Raw genomic sequence first — 19,017 nt, forward strand, 5'->3', positions numbered from 1 at the left:
TAAATTTCTGTATTATTTTACTATTGACAAAGAATTTTGTCCATGCTTTATCGGATTTATTTTCTAAGAATAATAACTTATTAACTCTTAACTATGTAAACTCTTTTCACTAATAATGACGCCATCTTCATCCGCATAGACATATTCATTTGGATTCCATTCTACTTGTCCAAAGTGCAATGAAATATTTCGTTCTCCTTTTCCTTCTTTCACACTTCTATTTGGCATCGTTCCTAATGCTAAAATACCAATATTAATATTCTTTAGTTCACTAGAATCACGAACATACCCATTCACAATAATTCCTGCTAGCTTTCTTTCTTCCGCAATAGCTGCCAAATTATCACCGAGTAACGCACAATTCGTAGACGCTCCGCCATCAACAACTAATACTGTTCCTTCTGGTAATGTTTGCAATCCTTCCTTCACTAGTACATTATCATCTTTCACTTTTACAGTTGCAATTTTTCCGTAGAATTGTTCTTTCTTCCCAAAAGACCGAAAAGACTGTCGACATATTTGTAATTCCTTTTCAAATTCATCACATAAATCAGTAGTTTTCCACATCTTGTTCCCTCTTTTCCTTTTTCTTTCTACATAACATATTCTTGGCTTATTATCGTTTCCCTGTCTAATATTGCAATAATTTGTATGTGCGGGAAAAGGATACAAAAACTATTGCCTTAAGAAGCTACCTTTATTATAATCTATTTCACAGATTAAATTCAGAATATTAAAAATTAACAAAGTGAAGAAGGAGGGATTTTATGCAAATACAAACTGAGGCAAAAAAACAACCTAGTAAACAAAAGTTTAAAATGCCTGATGCGTACGTACTACTATTTTTTATTGCCTTACTTTGCGCCATTGCTACGTACTTCGTTCCTGCTGGAGAATTTAAAAGGGTTACAAACGGGACCGTTACAACGACAATACCAGGTAGCTACCATTCTGTTCCGCAATCACCCGTAGGATTTGTTTCTTTTTTTACCGCTATTGAAAAAGGAATGACACTTGCTGCTCCTATTATCTTTCTAATTTTATTTACAGGTGGAGCTATTGCAATTCTTGAAAAAACAGGTGCTCTTGACGGCTTAATCTATCATGTTATTAACAAATTTCGGAATCAGCAATTACTTTTCATTTGTATAGTTGCTGCGCTCTTTTCTATTCTTGGAACGACTGGTATTATCGTTAACTCAGTTATCGGTTTTATCCCCATCGGTATCATCGTTGCACGCACGTTAAAATGGGACGCTATCGTCGGTGTAGCAATTATTTATTTAGGCACCTATGCTGGTTTTAATGCTACTATTTTATCCCCTTCACCTTTAGGCATTTCACAAAAGATTGCAGAACTTCCGATGTTTTCGGGGATTGGTTTACGCACAGCTATCTATATATCTTTTTTACTTGCCACTATCCTTTATATTAATTGGTATGTAAAACGCTTGAAAAAATCGAATAAAGGAAGCATTCTTGGCGACAACTGGTTTCCAAGTAACGCTCTTTCAAGCGAAAAAGAAACAGAGAAAAAAGAAGTTCCTTGGACGATACGTCATAAATTAATTTTACTCGTTTCAGCTTTATCATTAATTGCATTTTTAATAGGCGCTTTTCGTCTGCATTGGACGGACGCAGAAATGACCGCTACTTTTATTTTCATAGCAATTACAGCCGGAATAATAGGTGGCATGAAAGCAAACGATATCGCTTCTACTTTTCTAACTGGCTGCCAAAACCTTATCTATGGTGCTTTAATTGTCGGAATGGCTCGCTGTATTTCAGTCATTTTAGAACAAGGCAAATTACTTGATACTATCGTTAACCAGCTCGCACAGTCTCTTGAAGGACAAAGCCCTGTATTTGGCGTTCTCGGTATGTACGTAAGTAGTGCTGCATTACATTTCCTTATTTCATCCGGGACAGGAGAATCGGTTATTTTTATTCCGATATTAGCTCCATTAGCTGATTTCATGCACATTACACGCCAAGTTACAGTACAGGCTGTTATGCTCGGAGAAGGTGTAGTAAACTGCTTAAATCCAACTTCCGGTGTTTTAATGGGCGTTCTCGCAGCAAGCGGCATTTCTTATGGAAAATGGATTCGTTTCATGGCTCCACTTGCACTCATTTGGTTTATCATTGGACTTGTTTTTCTTATTGTTGGGGTGAATATTGAGTGGGGGCCGTACTAAAATACCCATATATACTTAACTTGATAAAATATCTATCCTATTCTCCTCTTCAATTCTATAAAAATCATTTATTCTAGTAAAAATATAAGAAAGGATTGATCATTATGATCAATCCCTTTTATCAAAATATAATACCTTTAAAAATCTTAGTTCCAGATTTTATTTACCCATTCTGGATGATCAATAAAAGGATTGCGGTTATGTTGATATTTTGTAAAAATCACTTCATTACGCTTTCGCTCTAAATCATCGACCGGGTCTTGTTCATTCCATTTTAATAAAACAGATAGTTTCCCCATGTATGGATCTTTGTTGTTATTCACTTTTTCATTTAGTTCTAAATCTATTTCGCCGTTGTCCCCCTCGTAACGAACAGCCATATAAAACAGCATTCTAGCAATATCTCCTTTTACACTATCACGAGGTTCCCAAGAATCACTATCATATTTACATTCTGTCGCTTCAGAATGATTTACACCACCGTTATCAAAATCTAGATTTCCACGTGAACTATTTACAGATACATCCGTCGCTCTTAAATGATGTAGATCTGTTCCAGGTCCTGCAGTCGTTCCAAAGTCACCGTGAGATTTTGCCCAAACATGCTCTCGGTTCCAGTTATTTACTCCTGATCCATTCGTAAGTTTCCCTTGCGAACGACCAGTATATAAGAGTATCACATTATTTTTATTATTTGGATCTTCATCAGTATCTCTTAACGCTTCCCAAACCGCACTGTATGATAACTTTGTATGATTATCAATAATATTATGCAGTTCCTTCTTTAATTCTAACCCCGTTTTTCCTATTGCGTTATTATAATATGTATCGTCATAATTTTTTACAATAATCTCCTGTGCTGATGCTGGAACCACTTCACCGTGTATAGTATCTGTGAATGATAGAGATGCAGAACCTAAAATAAAAAATGAAGATAGTGTAATCATAGCAATCTTTGTATTTCGAAACTTCATATACCCATTCCCCTTTAAAATATAATTTAAAGCTATTCACTAAAAAATGCTTTCTCCCCCCAAAACTTTTAGAAACCCATACCCACCCTTTTCTTTTTATTTAATACAAAACTCTATTGAGTTTATATCATTTCCAAACTTTTTGTTTATCTACTTTCCAAACAATTTTACTTTTCACAAGAAATATCCTTCTCCCGTAAAGATTATTAAAATATTCTTTACAATTAAAAAGTAGTTTAATATTAACTTATAAATTTAAATTAATTTATGCAATAATGCATATTTGATAAATACTTAAAAAAACAGTTTGAATAAAAAGCATTCAAAGAAAACTGTGCCACAAAACAGATAAAGTGAAACTTTAATCAGTGGGATTTCGTTCCTCCCTCACCTAACTTCTTTGCTTCCGCTGAATTTTGAGGTGGTGGTCTTACTGCCCGGCAAATAGCGGGATAAAAATCAAGATGATAGCTCGACTTTTCCTTTTCCATAACTGTCTTTATTTTTGTGTAAAACCTTTCTTTCTCTGAATAATACGTACAAAAATAGATTGGATACCATGTAGGCACCAATCTATTTTAATTAAAGAAACTGTGTCAATTCTGAGTTCACAATACGTTGTGCAGTAATGATAATACTGTCAGCTGTTAGTCCATAAACACTATATAGTCCACCAGGTTGATTAGGAACAATTTGAACTTCATATTCAAATGCTTGTCCAAGAGCAGGATGAACTAAACTTAGAGTTGCAAAAGTAGAAGCATTAGAATTTACATTGAAGTTTACCTGTTCAATTAATACTAATGAACCGTCAAGTCTAAAAACTCTAGCTACTCCAGTAAGTGGGCCCGCAGTACGGTTAAGGATTTTTACCCTAACTCTATTTGCATTAGCAGGTTGATTTCCTACGTTTTCAATTGGTCCTGTAGTAAGAGCCATATAACATCACCTCCATTATATTATTATGATATTCAACGTTATATATTGATGTTATAGTTTAATTACCAATTTATTTTAAATAAAAAAGCTTGTTTCTTATATTTTCTATAAGAAACAAGCTTTTCTTTTTCAACTACCATTCCTAAGACAAGTTTATCCGTCTCGAAAACATTTACAGTTACTTGACGTTTATGTTGGAACAGAACTACTACTATTTACTTTGCATTGAACCTATATATTTTTTAACTACTTCATATACATATTCTTGATTTGCCGCTGCTGTATTTGGGTTGTATTTCCCACCGTTTGTTTTATTATTAGATAATACTCGAATCCCTAAAAACGGGACGTCATAAGCTTTTGCGATTTGAGCTGCAGCAGCTCCTTCCATTTCTTCTACAGATGTACCGTATTTTGTATGGAACCACTTAATTCTATCAACTTCATTATTCCAAACGTCTGCTGAACCAATCGTACCTTCAACTACTTTACCTTTTGTATATTTATCTTTCACTGCATGAGCCGCTGCAAGTAATTCCTTATCTCCTTCGTAGTATCGGATTTTCTCAGCATTTGGATCTTCTCCTGCACTTCCTTCAGAAGCCATTAAGTCCATAGATATCCATTTTGTCGGCTCAATTCCTTTGTTCTCATCCATATTGGTCGTTTTTAATGAACCTATATTTGCAACTTGTTTTCCTAACACAATATCAAATACATTTAAATTTGGATCATGTCCACCTGATGTTCCTTGGTTAATAATTGCTGTAGGTTTATATTTTTCAATAGCCACCGCTGTAGCAGCTGCTGTATTCTCCATTCCTTTACCTGTTTTCGCAACGATTACAGGATAATTGTCGACAGTTCCTTTATAAAATACAAAAGTTCCAGACTTTTCTTCTTTCACATTTTTTAGCCTTTTCGCAAACTTTTCTGCTTCTATCGGCATTGGCCCTTGAATTAAGATTGGTTTTTGATTGCTTTTTGCCTCAACTTGTTTCGGACTCGCATCACATCCCGCAAGTATCGAGAATGACAATGCAACAGTAGTTACTAAGGCAGCACATTTTTTCAACGTATTCTTCTTCATAAATAATCTCCTCTTTCTCTTGTTGTTTTCTATACTCGATGCTTTTGGTCCAAACAAAAAAAGTTCTAGAAATTGTAGAAGAATCTCTACTTTCTAGAACTACGGTAGTCAAAGTTAATTAAGCACATGCAAAATTATAAATCGGTAGCGCACATTACATAGAGCGCCCGAATACTTTAACCCGTAGTCCAGTTCTTTCATTGGGAACTAGGTAGAAACGCTCGGACCATATTACCGAGTATATACGAGTGATGTTATTCAAAATTATTATATGGATAATATAACAAACTACTAGTATATGCGCAAGAAAAAAGTGAACATTTTCGATTAAATAACTCAAAATGTTCGTTTTTAAATGAAAATCGGATAAAAAACCTATCTCTTAACAGATTTTTTCATTAAAAAAATTTATATACTAAACTAGATTCCCACTCAACAACCAATCTTTTACAAGCAGTTTCTTTCTTTCCCAACTTCCTCACCTAATTTTGATGTAAAAGCCTTACTGCCCGGGATAAAATGTACTTCCATCCAATTCACAATTATTTCTTCCAACTCTGGATGAAGTGGCTTTCCTGCCCCTTCTTCATAATTCTTTTTAAACTCTAATGCTTTAAATTCACCTTCAAAACTTTTTAAACTATGATCCATATTTTTTACTACACGTACTTCAGAATCACCCTTCACATACTCACCGATCCGCTTCGCTCTTTCAGGGTCAGCCTGAATATCTTTATCACCAGCAATAGCTAGTACTGGACATGTTACTTGTTGTAAGTCTTTATAGATGTCATGCTGAAAATGCTCTCTAAACCACTTTGCATTCATCGGTTTAAAACCAACTTTAATCGTATCTTTTTCTGTGTTCATCATTTTCTCTTTTATTTTTTCCATCTGTTTTTCTCCGCGTTTCTCTACATTAAGAAGACGCATTAGTTTTCCTTTTATTCCTTTCTGCTCTTTTAGTTCTTTATAAGCAATTTCTCTTTGTCTTTTTGTAGCTTCTTCTAATGATTCTGCAGCTCCTGTAATAAGTATGAGTCCATTAACTGGTGTTCTTGCGTTTACTACAGTGGCTAACATACACCCTTCACTATGACCAGCTAAAATGATATTTTTTGGATCAACAAATGGTTGTTCTTTTAAATACGTTATCATGGCCTCTATATCACTAACTAAATCCCACATTCCAGTCTTCAGAATTTCTCCGTTACTCTTTCCTACTCCGCGCTTATCGAAACGGAGCGTCACTACTCCAAGCCTCGCCAATACATGTGCTAAATCTTTATATATGTTCGACTCAAGCTTTAGCGGTACTATCGTTCCATCACGATCAACTTCTCCAGATCCAGCGATAATTACAACAGCAGCATACTTCCCACCAGCTTTTGGCTTTGTAATCGTACCTTGCAAAGTTAATTCACTTTTTACCGCTACTTCATATTCATCAAAGATCATTATATTAATCCTCCTTCTATTCCGTTATATCTAATTTGAATTTCAAACTCGCTATTATATTTTTGTACTCTCTTACATCTTTCATCGGAACGAAAACCGGGTTCTCTGCAATGCTTTGTAGCATGCTTCGCTTTATAATCTCTTCATTTCTAACTGTTTTAGCACCAAGTGGAAATTCTGCAAACCATCCATCAATCGCATCAAAATAGGAATCGCCGTGTAAATGCAGGCTATTTACTGTGAAGCTATTCGTACAAACCGCTGCATATTTCCCTAGCATTTCTAATGAACCTTCAAAATTCCCTTGCATGCAATATACTTGTGCAGCAGCATAGTATACTTTTAAAGTCATATTGGGATGTAACGTTTCTAATTCATATATATCTATTAACATAAAAGCTCTATTTAAAATTACCTCTACTTTTTCAGCGCTTGAAGCATTTACTACTACATAATTCGGTATTGTCCCAACGAGTTGTATTAAATGTTGATACATACTAATTTGCATCACTTCATTTGCCTTCTCAGTATTTCCAAGCATTTGATACGCCTGTGCGATTAGATCTTCCTCTGGAAAGTTAGGACGTATCGTTTCGCCAAGTAATTGAAGCACCTCATTTGGTCTATTGAGTATAAGATAGCAAGTTGCTTGAAACGATGCCGCCTCTTTCACAAGAGAAACATCGTCACTTTCTTCCTGCACTCTGCTAAAGAGATTCATTGCCTCTTCTAACATTTCAATTCTTTTATCCGTATCCTCCGTTAACATATGGTGATTAATAAAAAGTAGTCCCATTTGAAGTAATAACGGAAAACAAGAATAATATTTTTTGATTATTCCTCTGCACTCTATCATCACTTCATCAAACGGTTTTTCACTAAAAGCTTCTGCGAGTCTATGATATAAATTTTTAATATCTTCCTGTTTCATTTGCGGTGTATAACTAATTAGTTCATCTATACTAATGTTAAAGTATGATGCTAATAGTGGTAAAAATGTAATATCCGGATAACTCTGCCCCGTCTCCCATTTGGAAACAGATGCCTTCGTAATACCGATATACGCCGCTAACTCTTCCTGCGTAATTCCCTTTTCTTTTCTCTTATTCGCAATGATTTTATGAATATGAATCTCTCTCACTGTATCACCTCATACTTTTATTATATGTTTTATATTTCACACAAAATATGGATTTAAATTCGACTTTCATTTACAAAATCAACTGTTAGGAAACATCTGTCTAAAATCAAAGGCAGGAACATATTTGATATGTTCCTGCCTTTTTAATGTTGGTACCGCTACATAGCCATCTAGCTAAGATTTTGAAGTGCTTCAAAATCAAACATTTCATCTCATCACAGTTTTCTATGGGAATCCAGTGAACAGCTTATTTACATAATTTTCGATATTGGAAGTAAATTTAAGTTGTTTTTAAAGTAGGTATACCTAGTAGAAATTGTTGAATTGTGCCCGTTTGTTAAAGTTTAATTTTCATTATACTTTTTGTACTGAGTCCAGTGCTTTTTTTAATTCATCTGATTTTTGAGTGCCGATTACTACTGTGTTATATTGCAACTTTAACTCTATACCTTTATTTCCATTCATGTTATAGGCTTTTTCATTCTTAAGGTTAAAACGAATTCCCCATCCTCCAAATCGTTTTATTGGACTGTAAGTAATGCATTCATAATGATGTATATCTTTGAAAAGGTACTGCTTATATTGAAAATGAAAAGGAACAAAGCGGACATAAAGACCTTTTTCACGGACCTCAATAATCAGTTTCAATACTCCAAGCATTAATACAGGAAAGGCAATCCCGAACAACAACCACATAACAATTAAGACACCATTAGAAGCTGGTTTATCTCCAAACGGGATATCAAGAATAATTTGTTGAATAAATCCATACCACATCAGCATGGAGATCCCTAATATGAGTATCCATACCCAAATTGGGGATCGCTGAACCTCACGAAAGATTACTTGTTCTTGTTGTTTCATTAATGATTATAACCTCCTAAAAGGTTTATTTTTTCTCACTCATTTTAAGCCGTTTTGCACTTCCAAAAAATGCGCTCCCAATTATGAATATAACGGAAGAAAGATACATTGTTATCCCTGAGTATTTATTATCAAAAATTGTGAAATTAAGTAAATTAATGAACATCATCAATATAAGTGCTATGTACAATCCATTAATATATTTCATTTATCCCCCCCCTTTACTTTTTTGAAAACCCCTATGTGATAAATAGTGGTTTCTAAAGGTATTATTCAGAATGCCCTTTTCCCTATTTTACCATTTTATAGAGTTGATATGTTGTTTGTTTTCGGTTGAATATTGTATACACACTCGGTTAACATAACGTCTCATGATCAGTAGCAAGAAAAAAGGATAATCCGTCCTCATAATGGACTAATTATCCTATAAATCTTTATCTAAATTTAATAAAACAAGAACTTCTTTTCCTATGTATATTTACTTCGTTACCTCTCCAAACTGCGCTCTCGTCACTTTCGCCAAGTCATCTACTTTAAGCTCAATTTGTATACCAATTTTCCCGCCACTTACTATCATCGTTTCAAGTGATTGGGCACTTTCATCAATACATGTAGAAAATAACTTCTTCATTCCGACTGGTGAACAACCACCACGAATATATCCTGACACTTTCGTAATATCTTTCACAGCAATCATTTCAATCTTCTTTTCACTTACTGCTTTTGCGGCAGCTTTTAAATTTAGTTCCTCATCTACCGGAATAATAAACACATGATAATTTTTACTATTCCCTTGAGCGATTAACGTTTTATATACTTCTCTCACTTCTCGTCCAATTTTCTCGGCTACTGATACGCCATCAATTTTCCCATCGTCTGGATCATATGACATCATCGAATATTCAATTTTTTCTTTATCTAATATTCGCATCGCATTTGTTTTATCTTTTTTCATAACGTTCTCCTTAAAAGGTTATTTCATATTATTAAGTTTTATTATACACCCTTTTCCATTTCTCCTACATAACTTCACGTATATTTCAAAACTAAAAATATTGATAATTCAAAAATCATCTGATATAATTTGGAAAAACTTATGTTAAGGAGAGATTTGTAATGCGAAATTTTAATACTTCTTTCCAACTTCATCATCATACGTAACGCCGTGTATCCGAAGAAAAATTTTTCTTCGTGGGTACAGGGCTTTTCCTGTTGACCCACGAAGCGTTCATAAAGCTATGTGGGTATTTTTATACCTGCATAGCTTTTTTTAATTTAAAAAAGGAGTGATTACAATGGAAATGAAAAATGTAAAAGGCACGAAAGACTATTTACCAGAGGAGCAAGTGCTGCGAAATAAAATTAAAAGGGCTTGTGAAGATACGTTTGAACGATACGGATGCAAACCGTTAGAGACACCAACGTTAAATATGTATGAGCTTATGTCTTACAAGTACGGCGGTGGCGATGAAATATTAAAAGAAATATATACGCTAAAGGATCAAGGAAAACGCGACCTTGCCTTACGATACGATTTAACCATTCCATTCGCAAAAGTCGTGGCGATGAATCCGAATATTCGCCTCCCTTTTAAACGTTATGAAATTGGGAAAGTATTTCGAGATGGGCCAATTAAACAAGGGAGATTCCGTGAATTTATACAATGCGACGTTGATATAGTCGGTGTAGAATCCGTCATGGCAGAAGCTGATCTTATGAGCATGGCGTTTGAACTATTCCGAACGTTAAACTTAGAAGTAACGATTCAATATAATAACCGAAAATTATTAAACGGTATTCTCGAGTCCATTAACATCCCTACTGAACTAACGAGTGACGTCATTTTATCATTAGACAAAATCGAAAAGATTGGGATTGATGGTGTACGAAAAGATGTATTAGAGCGCGGAATTTCTGAAGAAATGGCTGATACAATATGTAATACTGTATTATCTTGTCTAAAGCTTACAATTGCTAACTTTAAAGAAGCTTTCAATAACCAACTCGTTGCCGATGGCGTAAACGAATTACAACAATTACAGCAATATTTAATCGCTCTCGGAATAAATGAAAATACGATATTCAATCCGTTTTTAGCAAGAGGACTCACAATGTATACAGGGACTGTATATGAAATCTTCCTAAAAGATGGCTCAATTACATCTAGCATAGGTAGTGGCGGCCGTTACGATAACATTATCGGAGCATTCCGTGATGATAATATGAACTATCCAACAGTCGGTATTTCATTCGGTTTAGACGTTATTTATACAGCACTTTCGCAGAAAGAAACATTATCATCTACAGCGGATCTATTTATCATCCCACTCGGAACAGAATTACAATGCTTACAAATTGCCCAGCAATTACGTTCTACCACTTCCTTAAAAGTTGAACTTGAACTAGCAGGACGCAAATTAAAACGTGCCCTTAATTATGCCAATAAAGAGAATATCCCTTATGTGCTTATCATTGGTGAAGACGAACTTAGTACAGAAACCGTTATGCTGCGAAATATGAAGGAAGGTAGTGAGGTGAAGGTCTCCCTTTCTTCTTTAAGTAGTTATTTATAATACGAACCACCCTCGTTTGGGTGGTTTTTCTATTTTATAGAACAAGAAACAATTAGTTTACATAAAAAGACTATATTCAACTAAAAACCACAAGTATTTAATATCCAATCACCTATTATTTTTGGTAATATATAGATATGGATTATTTTAGGAGGGTTCACTTTGAAAACTTACATACAAGCACTAAAGTGGATCACAGGAATCTATCATCTTTTATTAATTCCTTGTTATTATTTATTTCCAAGTCTTGTTAACCTAGATGGATTACCTTTACTACTATTGATTGCTTTACATATCACTACTATTTTATTAGCTAAAAAAGCAGGGATGAATACGTACGCTCATTATATAGGTATTATCGTTACTCTAGTTGCCTTCTTTCCTTATATAGAAATCCTTCTACATATTATAGCAGCCGTTTTTCTTTTATTAGATGCTGTTTCTATGAATGCAAAAGAAGTGTATGATTCATAGATGGATAAAATGAAACTTTAATCCATAGAGTTTTGAGATAGGTCGGCAAAAAGGATTTACTTTTTAAGTAAACCTTTTTTTCATTTTTAATTACTTTCCTTACTCAAGACTAATAAAAGAATATTCTGTTTAATTTTTATAAATTTCTAAATATTTATAATGTATTCAAATTAACATACATTTTAGTTATGTAAAAAATCTAAGTTTTAAGGAGATGAATCCATGCTGAAAAAGTTGGTAGCAGGTGCATTATTAACTGTTTCGTCGTTAACTGGAGGAATGGGATTAGTATCGGCTAGTACCGAAAAAGATTATACGATTTCCTCTTTCGAATATGTAACTGTAGATGAAAAGACTGTTGATTCGTTTAACAAATTGAGTGCTCCATTAAAGGAAGACGTAAAAATAACGTTAGTTCTACCGAAACAAAATCAAAATGGTGACTGGTTATCTTATGGATTTTCGAGCAAAGAAAGTTTAGAGGCTTTTATTGAAAAAGATAAACAAAGGTTGAATAATTCAATCACTCCCCTTGGTGTTGGAGGAAGCGGACCTGGTAGTACAGACTTCTATAAACGCACAAATCAAGGTAGCGAGTATTTTTCTGTAAGTAGCGGTTATAAAAACTTGTCTGCTAGTTGGCAAAATCAAATTGTTTCTGTACGTACAGCATCCCCTACCGCTAGCTATTCAACAACACTATGGGAACGTACTTCAACTGAAGGATATGGAAAAGGTGTTGTTTTTAAACATGCTGATTGGTATGGTCAAATTGCAAACTTAAATAACTTTCCAACTTCAGCAGTTGAAGTTAAAAAGTAAAAATATAGAAATAAAAGGTGTTTTCACGTATGGAAACACCTTTTATTTCTACAACTATTTCACATATCTCATCTATACCAATTTCAACTCTTAATTATTATCTTTCGTATTCCTACTCTCCAAAACCTTCTCCATATTATGAGTTGCCCACTCCATCATTAATAAAATCATTGGACGAAGAGATTCACCAAGCTCAGTTAATGAATATTCTACTTTTGGCGGCACTTCACGGTATACTTCGCGATGTATGATGCCATCTGCTTCAAGTTCTCTCAGCTGCAGTGTTAACATTCTTTGTGTGATATTTGGTTTTAATCTTTTTAATTCATTAAACCGCTTTGTACCATCTAATAAATGATACAAAATTACCCCTTTCCATTTCCCTCCAATCACCTCAACCATAGCTTCAACTGGACAAGAATATTTATTTAAAAATGGGTAATTTATATTATTTTCGTTTGGACAATCCATAATAAATCCCTTCTCTTAACATTAGTATCTTTTTTGATACTATACCACATAAATGTGCGTACTTGTATCTATGTTACTTTAAAAATATAATTTACTTACAAAAATAAATTCATGAAAAGAGGAACTTTTATGACAAATACAAAAGAAATTACAAAAGAAAAAATTATGGAGGCTTTTCATTTCAGACATGCATGTAAAGAATTCGATCCTATGCACAAAATTTCAGAAGAGGATTTCAAATTCATTTTAGAAACAGGCAGATTATCTCCTTCTTCTTTTGGATATGAGCCTTGGAAATTTATTGTCGTACAAAATAAAGAATTAAGAGAAAAACTACAACCGTATTCATGGGGCGCTGGTGGGCAACTTGCAACAGCTAGTCATTTTGTTATTGTTCTTTCAAGAAACATTAAAGATATGCATTATGATGCAGAGTATATTAAATATATGATGAACGATATTATTGGATTGCCTGAAGACACTCAAAAAATTAGATATGAATTCTTCAAAAAGTTCCAGGAAACAGATTTTAACTTATTACAATCCGATCGTGCTGTATTTGATTGGGCATCTAAACAAACTTATATTGCTTTAGGTAATATGATGACGAGTGCAGCTCAAATCGGTATTGATTCTTGTCCAATAGAAGGATTTGATAAAGAGGAAGTAGATTCTTTACTTCGTCAAGAAGGCATTATACAAGGCGATAATCTTGAAGTATCAGTTATGGTTGCCTTTGGTTACCGTAAAGAAGAGCCAAAGCGTGATAAAACAAGACAGACTATGGATACAATTGTTGAATGGATTAAGTAATATAGCACAGACAAATAATGCTCCTAATAGCTGTATACTCATACTAAAGAAGAATCAATTGTTTTCTTACGTATGAATTTGGTTTTTCATGGAAAGATATGTTAGTATGTATACAGTTTGAGTGCTCTATTTTTAGAGTCGAACAGGAGGAGAATGAATATGTCTGATATTGAAGTTGGCGAAGTGTTTACACTTAGCGATGAGAATAATGAGGATCAGGAAGTAGAAGTACTTGGAGCAATGGATGTCGAAGGTGCAGAATATATTGCAGTTGCCTTTGTTGAAGATATCCAAACAGAAACTGAGGAAGACATTGATATTTTCTTTTTAAAAGTAGAAGAAGATAATGAGTTTTCATACATTGAAAATGATGAAGAGTTTGATAAAGTATCTGCTGCTTTTGATAAGATTTTAGATGAACAAGAACAAGAGTAAACACGAGGGGGGATGCATATCCACCCTCTTTTTTTTATTCATCACTCATTCAGTGATTTATGCAGTAACTCCAGTACATCTTTCATCGCAAAAGGTCCATCTTTTTTAACATGCTCTGCAAATTCTGAAACGAGACGTAATGTTCTCACACTTTCGATTGGATGTTCTCCTGATGCACTTTCAGCTGAAAGCATAACTGCATTCGTCCCGTCCAGTACAGCTTGAAACACATCAGTCACCTCTGCTCTTGTTGGAATAGAATGATCTACCATAGATTGAAGCATTTGTGTTGCTGTAATGACATATGTATTCGTTCGATTACATTCCTGAATCATCATTTTCTGTAAAAGCGGAATGCATTGATACGGTAACTCTACTCCTAAATCGCCCCTTGCAATCATAATTCCATCTGCTTCTTTACATATATCTTGAAAATTCTCGATTGCTTCCATCGTTTCTATTTTTGCAATTACATTAGGTGACGTTTCTTTATACTGTTGTATAAAATCTCGTATTTCTTTTATATGACTAGGTTTTCTTACGAAAGAACACGCGATAAAATCAACATTCTCTTCTAAAAGAAACTGAATATCTTTTTTATCTTTCTCTGTAATAGCTGGTAAACGAACAGCCGCATCTGGTAAATTAACTCCTTTATGAGATGAGATATTGCCACCTGTTTTTACCTTCGTTTCTATTTTATCCGTACTTATCTTTTCAACAATTAATTCAACTTCTCCATCATTAATTAAAATTCTACTGCCTACTTTCACATCATTCGCAATTCCTTCATAATCAACGCTTGCTTCTGTATTACTCCCTGTAACTGGTTGTGTATGTAAAATAAAAGAATCTCCTGCCTGAAGTGTAATTTGCTCTCCCTTCACTTCACCTAATCTTATTTTAGGACCTTGTACATCACCCAAAAATTTAATAGAGTCATCTAATGATTTCACTAAACGAATGATGTCTTTATGACTTTCATGCGTGCCATGCGATAAATTCAGTCGAACAATTTTCATACCATTCTTTATTAACTGTGCTAACGTTTCTTTATTATTACTTGCGGGTCCAATTGTACAAATTCGATCGATTGTCATTTTTGTCACCATCCTTTTTTTAATAAGTTTCCCATATGAACTTGAAAATAACAGAGATAATGACATAAATAGATTTAAATTTACACGAATTTCATAAAGTTAAACCTGTATCCCTTGCTGGCTAAGCATTAGAAGATATATTCGCTTTTTTGCAAATGAAGACATGTTGAATCGAAAGTAAAAGAAAAGTTAAGTATGGGATAAACCATTGAGAGTTTCGAAATTTTCATATATTGTATGAATTGAGTTCGAACTCAAAAATTTAAAAAGGTGGGAAAATTAGTGAATATGAAAAAATCTTTATCGGTGACAACTTTAGGGTTAGCGGTTTTAGGTTTTGGTATTACTAATAACGCAAGTGCTTCAGAGGTCGATACTGTAGACAAGCAGCCCGTTTTAGTTGACTTTGATACAATTCAATCAACAAAAACATCTAGTGTTCCTAGTTTGACTGTTGCAGCTGCACCTAAGAATGACTCTAACATTAGCGTATATACTCCCTTTTTTGGTAACCCATATGCAGTTGCGAAATCGAAATCAACTACGACCGAAGACTATGTTTATGCAAAAGCAAGAACTTTCAATGGCGATGGCTCATTAGTAAATACGAAAAGTAATAGTGCAAAAAAATCATCCTTTGTAAGTGCTACAGCGACCAACACAAGCATTTATTATGGAGATGATTACGCTATCGGTAATCATACCTATAAATTAAGTGGTTATAATGATGTGAATCACGAAACAAAAGCCTTCTGGTAAGAAAGAGAAAAAAGATATGCATCTTGCATATCTTTTTTCTCTAATACTTTACATATATTGAGGTGCTATTTATGAAACAAATATATATTATTATCGGTGTTTTACTCATTTCATTACTTACAATTTATATTTTGTTCAATACTTCAATCATACAACCTCATCCACCTTCTAAAGAAAATAAGAGAGAGCAACAAACCAATACTATTTCTTACGGATTGAAGGATAATCAAGGCCAACATATTAACAACGGTAGCACAATTACTAGTGAGGATAATAAAATTAATGTATCATTATCATTCGTACATACTATTAACGAAAACCGAAAATATGGATTGATTGTTCTAGAAGATTACGAACAAAAACCTTTTAAAATAGAAGATACTACTAATGAAATATCACACTATTTTTTCGATATGAAGCCCAACAGTTCAATGACTACGAAAATCTCTTTACACACTTCTCCTAATGCAAGTGAATTAACCTTTTTAATAATTAAAAAACCTGAATACAAATTAAAAGATAATAACTTAAATAAAGCAGCCATTTTAGAAGATATTCTAAGTATGCGATACTCAATGCATCCTCCTCAGAAAGAAAGCGAAAAAATAAAACTCTCCCATATAGATCCAGATGCTATTTTAAAAGATGGTCTTTACGAACCATTATTTGTTACGAACCGTGAAGAGAACTTACAAACTGTCTTCTTTGAAAAGGAAGGCAAGCAATTAACCTTATCAAACGGTAATGAAACGAATGATGAAATGACTTACGCAATCGTGGCTTTTAAAGATTGGAAACAAGTTGAAGTATTTAACAATAGAAAAGTCGTTTATACTAAAGTTGCACCTGAAACGAGGCAAATCTTTAATTTCATATTGCCTTCAGTGGATCAGGAAAGTAATTTTCAACTCGTCGCTTTTCCATTTCCTTATAAAGTTAGCGAAGAAGATTATATCAGTCAACAAGCATTCAGTTCTTTTCGCATCGTAATTGAAAATGAAAATAAATAAGTTATACTGTGCACATTACAACAACCAAAAAAGGCCTACTCACACGAGTAGGCTTTTGAAACTACGAAAGTTTCGTCAATAACTGATTTAAATCTTTTTTCGTTTTCGTCGTTAAAGATTTCATTTTATTAATATCGATTTTTTCTTTCTCCGCTCCTACAATTAACGGATACATACTTTGACCGATTGTTTTAGAATCCGTCGGATGTGATGCCTCTAGCTCTTTTTCAATCACATCCCACTTTTCATTAATTTGTTTGCCAAGCTTATTCACTGTTTCCAATTTCGGATTAGCAGCTAACTGCTTGTCCAAGCTATCAATTAATGCTACAACTTCTTTAACATTCGTTTTCACAGCAACACTTTTCTTCGGATCTTTCGTTGTCTTTCCGTTATTGTTTGTACTTGTGCTTTGATCTGTTGTTTTCCCGCTAGTCGTTTGATCATTCGTTTTTCCTGTCGTCTCTTTTTCTTTTGTTTTTACATTTTCGTTTTGAGTTGACGTTTTGCCGTTACTTTCTGTCCCTGATGATTCTTTCGTATTTTTTGCCTCCTTATCTGTTTTTTCATTTGAAGAAGTATTTGTTTCTTTTTCAGTATCTTTCGTTGTTTTTGACGCTTCATCTGCACTTGTCGTTTTTGCTTCTCCATCATTTTGCGCAGTTACTTGCTCTTTCTTTTCCGTTTCTTTATCTGCTGAAGGACTACAAGCTGCCATAGTAAGCATTGTACCAATTGTTATCGATGCGATAGCGACCTTTTTCATTTTCATATAAATCCCCCTATGTTTTACATAATTTATCCTCCCCTTTACGATTCGATTCCCCCTTAAAAAATCCCTTTTCATACGAATTATCATCTTTCCGACAGTAATCTTCATAATAATACGTACAAAAACTGATAAACTCATTTTAATATTCGAGTTTCTTCTACTTCATTTTTCTACTTGCAAGTAAAAGAAAAAGAGTATATTGTCACATTAAGAATTACTATCTTCATATGACGATATACTCTTCTATCAAATTTTTATCTTTCTTGACATTTTATTTATACAAAAAAATAAAATTTTCTTTCGTTTTTTGTTTCTCAACATTTGTTAACATAATATTTTTATGAATAACCACCATTCGAGTGAATGACTTGCCCAGTAACCCATTTCGCTTCTTCACTTACTAAAAAAGAAATTAAGCGCGCAGCATCCACCGGTTCTCCTACTTTACCTTGCGGGAACTTCCATACTAAATGATGCTTCAGCTCCTCTGTAATCCATCCTGTATTCGTCGGTCCTGGATCTACAGCATTCACTGTAATCCCCTTCTCCATCGCAACTGGTGCTACTGACTTTGTAAATGCTTCAATTGCCCCTTTCGTTGCTGCATATGCTAGTTCATCTGGCATTGGACCTACTGACTGTCCTGAAGTAAGATTAATAATACTCCCGCCCGTTTTAAGTGAATAATGTTTTATAAACAATGAACTTAATAGCATAGTAGCCCGAACATTAACTGTATAATGTTTATCCAACTGCTCTACATCTAATTCCTCAATTCTCGTATGAGTAGAATATACTGCATTATTAACTAGAATAGATGGATCACCTAACCGTTCTGATACTATATAAAACAAACGATTTGGCGAATAAGACTGCGATAAATTGATTTCTGCCATTTCACATCGAACATCGTAACTTTCAATTTCCTTTTTCAGCAAAAAGGGTTCTTGATCACTCATTCCCCATGGCATCGCTTTATCATACTTTGGCCAGTACGTGAAAAAAATGTCTATCCCCTTTTGAGCAAGCACCTTGCATACAGCTGCACCAATTCCATTCAGACGAGTTGCCCCTGTTACAATTGCTATTTTCTTCACCTTTTTCTCCTCCATCTATACACAGAT

At 34.0% G+C, this 19,017-nt stretch carries 21 protein-coding genes and 1 riboswitch; of the genes, 8 read left to right on the top strand and 13 right to left on the bottom strand.

The window, feature by feature from the left end; genetic code table 11:
• Window positions 1-87 precede the first annotated feature (87 nt).
• Window positions 88-567, bottom strand: coding sequence for a ribonuclease E activity regulator RraA (gene rraA, locus N2V79_RS15770; protein WP_000266049.1), 480 nt, complete (start codon window positions 565-567; stop codon window positions 88-90).
• 200 nt (window positions 568-767) lie between these two features.
• On the opposite strand from rraA, the gene N2V79_RS15775 reads away from it, so the two are divergent.
• Window positions 768-2,198, top strand: coding sequence for a YfcC family protein (locus tag N2V79_RS15775; protein WP_340720048.1), 1,431 nt, complete (start codon window positions 768-770; stop codon window positions 2,196-2,198).
• Between the two features lie 146 nt (window positions 2,199-2,344).
• Here N2V79_RS15775 and N2V79_RS15780 read toward each other — a convergent pair whose 3' ends face one another.
• The 8 genes from N2V79_RS15780 to ybaK all read right to left on the bottom strand — a co-directional run bounded on the left by N2V79_RS15780 (window position 2,345) and on the right by ybaK (window position 9,619).
• Complete coding sequence (locus N2V79_RS15780) at window positions 2,345-3,172, bottom strand: endonuclease I family protein (RefSeq protein WP_340720049.1); 828 nt, start codon at window positions 3,170-3,172, stop codon at window positions 2,345-2,347.
• A gap of 582 nt (window positions 3,173-3,754) precedes the next feature.
• Entirely contained in the window at window positions 3,755-4,111 is a 357-nt protein-coding gene (locus N2V79_RS15785) for an ATPase (RefSeq protein WP_340720050.1), read from the bottom strand.
• 211 nt (window positions 4,112-4,322) lie between these two features.
• Entirely contained in the window at window positions 4,323-5,201 is an 879-nt protein-coding gene (locus N2V79_RS15790; protein ID WP_078400313.1) for a 5'-methylthioadenosine/S-adenosylhomocysteine nucleosidase, read from the bottom strand.
• Between the two features lie 164 nt (window positions 5,202-5,365).
• Window positions 5,366-5,469: riboswitch (purine riboswitch) on the bottom strand.
• A gap of 179 nt (window positions 5,470-5,648) precedes the next feature.
• A complete protein-coding gene (locus N2V79_RS15795; protein ID WP_340720051.1) occupies window positions 5,649-6,659 on the bottom strand; it encodes an alpha/beta hydrolase in 1,011 nt (336 codons plus the stop codon).
• 16 nt (window positions 6,660-6,675) lie between these two features.
• Entirely contained in the window at window positions 6,676-7,800 is a 1,125-nt protein-coding gene (locus N2V79_RS15800; protein ID WP_340720052.1) for a helix-turn-helix domain-containing protein, read from the bottom strand.
• A 354-nt stretch (window positions 7,801-8,154) separates the two neighbouring features.
• A complete protein-coding gene (locus tag N2V79_RS15805; protein ID WP_000813121.1) occupies window positions 8,155-8,664 on the bottom strand; it encodes a DUF6141 family protein in 510 nt (169 codons plus the stop codon).
• 25 nt (window positions 8,665-8,689) lie between these two features.
• Entirely contained in the window at window positions 8,690-8,872 is a 183-nt protein-coding gene (locus N2V79_RS15810) for a hypothetical protein (RefSeq protein ID WP_000875160.1), read from the bottom strand.
• A 270-nt stretch (window positions 8,873-9,142) separates the two neighbouring features.
• Window positions 9,143-9,619 carry a Cys-tRNA(Pro) deacylase gene (gene ybaK, locus N2V79_RS15815; protein WP_000710852.1) on the bottom strand — a complete coding sequence of 159 codons (477 nt, stop codon included), beginning with the start codon at window positions 9,617-9,619 and terminating at the stop codon, window positions 9,143-9,145.
• Between the two features lie 340 nt (window positions 9,620-9,959).
• On the opposite strand from ybaK, the gene N2V79_RS15820 reads away from it, so the two are divergent.
• From N2V79_RS15820 to N2V79_RS15830, 3 genes are all read left to right on the top strand, one after another.
• Window positions 9,960-11,237 carry a histidine--tRNA ligase gene (locus tag N2V79_RS15820; RefSeq protein ID WP_340720053.1) on the top strand — a complete coding sequence of 426 codons (1,278 nt, stop codon included), beginning with the start codon at window positions 9,960-9,962 and terminating at the stop codon, window positions 11,235-11,237.
• Window positions 11,238-11,399: 162 nt separating this feature from the next.
• Window positions 11,400-11,711: a hypothetical protein gene (locus tag N2V79_RS15825; RefSeq protein ID WP_340720054.1), complete on the top strand. Its 312-nt coding sequence runs from the start codon at window positions 11,400-11,402 to the stop codon at window positions 11,709-11,711.
• A 222-nt stretch (window positions 11,712-11,933) separates the two neighbouring features.
• Window positions 11,934-12,533 carry a hypothetical protein gene (locus N2V79_RS15830; RefSeq protein WP_023522519.1) on the top strand — a complete coding sequence of 200 codons (600 nt, stop codon included), beginning with the start codon at window positions 11,934-11,936 and terminating at the stop codon, window positions 12,531-12,533.
• 90 nt (window positions 12,534-12,623) lie between these two features.
• Here the strand turns inward: N2V79_RS15830 and N2V79_RS15835 are convergent, their stop codons facing one another.
• Window positions 12,624-13,004: a winged helix-turn-helix transcriptional regulator gene (locus N2V79_RS15835; RefSeq protein ID WP_071731050.1), complete on the bottom strand. Its 381-nt coding sequence runs from the start codon at window positions 13,002-13,004 to the stop codon at window positions 12,624-12,626.
• A 129-nt stretch (window positions 13,005-13,133) separates the two neighbouring features.
• On the opposite strand from N2V79_RS15835, the gene N2V79_RS15840 reads away from it, so the two are divergent.
• Window positions 13,134-13,817 carry an NAD(P)H-dependent oxidoreductase gene (locus N2V79_RS15840; RefSeq protein WP_000185606.1) on the top strand — a complete coding sequence of 228 codons (684 nt, stop codon included), beginning with the start codon at window positions 13,134-13,136 and terminating at the stop codon, window positions 13,815-13,817.
• Between the two features lie 153 nt (window positions 13,818-13,970).
• Window positions 13,971-14,252 carry a DUF1292 domain-containing protein gene (locus tag N2V79_RS15845; RefSeq protein ID WP_003271045.1) on the top strand — a complete coding sequence of 94 codons (282 nt, stop codon included), beginning with the start codon at window positions 13,971-13,973 and terminating at the stop codon, window positions 14,250-14,252.
• A gap of 41 nt (window positions 14,253-14,293) precedes the next feature.
• On the opposite strand, the gene N2V79_RS15850 is transcribed toward N2V79_RS15845, so the two are convergent.
• Window positions 14,294-15,352, bottom strand: a complete 1,059-nt coding sequence (locus N2V79_RS15850) for a pyruvate kinase (RefSeq protein WP_000151078.1) — start codon at window positions 15,350-15,352, stop codon at window positions 14,294-14,296.
• A 282-nt stretch (window positions 15,353-15,634) separates the two neighbouring features.
• Here N2V79_RS15850 and N2V79_RS15855 point away from each other — a divergent pair, with 282 nt between their 5' ends.
• Window positions 15,635-16,111, top strand: coding sequence for a XoxI protein (locus tag N2V79_RS15855; RefSeq protein WP_069355958.1), 477 nt, complete (start codon window positions 15,635-15,637; stop codon window positions 16,109-16,111).
• Window positions 16,112-16,182: 71 nt separating this feature from the next.
• A complete protein-coding gene (locus tag N2V79_RS15860) occupies window positions 16,183-17,121 on the top strand; it encodes a hypothetical protein (protein WP_340720056.1) in 939 nt (312 codons plus the stop codon).
• A 61-nt stretch (window positions 17,122-17,182) separates the two neighbouring features.
• On the opposite strand, the gene N2V79_RS15865 is transcribed toward N2V79_RS15860, so the two are convergent.
• A complete protein-coding gene (locus tag N2V79_RS15865) occupies window positions 17,183-17,893 on the bottom strand; it encodes a hypothetical protein (protein ID WP_340720057.1) in 711 nt (236 codons plus the stop codon).
• Window positions 17,894-18,231: 338 nt separating this feature from the next.
• Window positions 18,232-18,990, bottom strand: a complete 759-nt coding sequence (locus N2V79_RS15870) for an SDR family oxidoreductase (protein ID WP_340720058.1) — start codon at window positions 18,988-18,990, stop codon at window positions 18,232-18,234.
• Window positions 18,991-19,017: the final 27 nt, after the last annotated feature.

It is taken from the genome of Bacillus sp. CH_70 (assembly GCF_038007045.1).
GTDB classification, from domain to species: Bacteria; Bacillota; Bacilli; order Bacillales; family Bacillaceae_G; genus Bacillus_A; species Bacillus_A cereus.